We start from the raw sequence: 1,526 nt of genomic DNA on the forward strand, positions 1-1,526 counted from the left end.
ACTAGCGAATTTGGGAAGAAACAAAAAACGTACCATTCTGGTGCTTATCAGCTTGTCTCTAAGCCTTGTGCTTCTGAACACGGTGTTCACGCTGTCTCAGAGCATTGACATGGATAAGTTCCTATCCAAATTTGTGGATACCGATTTCTTGATTGCCCATGCCGACTACTTTCAAAATGAATTCCGCGGTCCAGAAAATCAAACCAGCGAAAGCTTCATTAAGGCAGTGGAAGCTCAGCCCGGCTTTGAGGAGGGCGTGCGTTTGTACGGTGGCCGCGCGGAAATGTTTGCGGTAGAGGACGAAAAGAACACAACACAGGGTTATAACATCAACAGTAATGGCGACTTTATGGCTGCTGTTTATGGTCTTGAAAATTTACCGAACCAACGGCTGGAACTTATTGATGGCGAGCTTGATTTTGAAAAGCTGGCTACCGGCAAGTACATTCTGGAGGGAGTTAAATTGGATGACAACGGTGTGCCGCAAATGGCAAGCGCTCATTTTGCAGTGGGTGAAACGCTCACCCTTTATAACTACAAGGGAACGTCGCAAACTTTTGCCGATAGGGAGTATACTACGAAAGAGTTTACAGTGCTTGGTCATGTGTCAATAAAAACCTATGCAAATTCCGACCGCACGGGATGGGACTATAACTTCTATCTCCCGGCGGAAGTATACAAAACATTTGTGGAGCGGCCGGCGGTGATGAGCTATGCCTTTAATGTTTCGAAAGATCATGAAGCTGAGATGGAAAGCTTTTTACAAAGCTACACCGACAAGGTGGAACCTGTGATGAATTACACTTCGAAGTTTACCGCTCTCAATGAGTTTTCCGGTATGCGGAACACTGTTGTTATGATTGGCGGCGCACTGAGCTTTATCATTGGGCTGATTGGTGTACTAAATTTCATCAATGCTAACCTCACGAGTATCATGACACGACGCAAGGAATTTGCCATGATGCAAAGCATTGGCATGACACGGAAGCAACTGCGTAGTATGCTGATGCATGAAGGCTTCTTTTATTCCTTTGGCACTTGTGTGCTTTCACTCGCTTTCGGCACGATATTTTCACTATTGATTGTTAAACCCTTCTGCGGAATGCTGTGGTTTTTCAGTTACCAATTTATCCTGTGGCCGCTATTAATTGTACTGCCTTTCCTGGTTGTGCTTGGAGCGATTATTCCTTTGGTATTGTATACATTGACTGATAAGCAAAGTATAGTGGAGCGGCTCCAGGAGGTGGAATAGTTGGGGATGATGCAATCTACAATAGCCTTTTGCTTACAACAAAATGAATCCTATCTGTGAAATTAGGGATTGAAAAGTAATAAGCAATATATGCCCAAGTCATTGAAATACGCATGAATGATGCGTATAATATAATAGAAGGGGGAGAATCACGATGACGGTTCGGGAAGTCATGAAGATACTCAACGAGTATGGATGGATAACCAAAGACACTAAGGGTTCACACATTCAGCTCACGCACCCAACAAAACCTGGTAAAGTAACCTTACCGAAC

Annotated in this window: 2 protein-coding genes; both read left to right on the forward strand. The window is 44.0% G+C overall.

Features of this window, described 5'->3' with window-relative positions; all coding sequences use genetic code 11:
• Positions 1–1,252, forward strand: a 1,252-nt coding sequence (locus AC6I5A_RS11540) for an ABC transporter permease (protein WP_034615992.1), incomplete at its 5' end; no start/stop codon positions are given.
• Between the two features lie 172 nt (positions 1,253–1,424).
• Positions 1,425–1,526: type II toxin-antitoxin system HicA family toxin (locus tag AC6I5A_RS11545; protein WP_497900700.1), on the forward strand; the 102-nt coding region annotated here is incomplete at its 3' end.

The organism is Desulfosporosinus sp. Tol-M2, assembly GCF_059735615.1.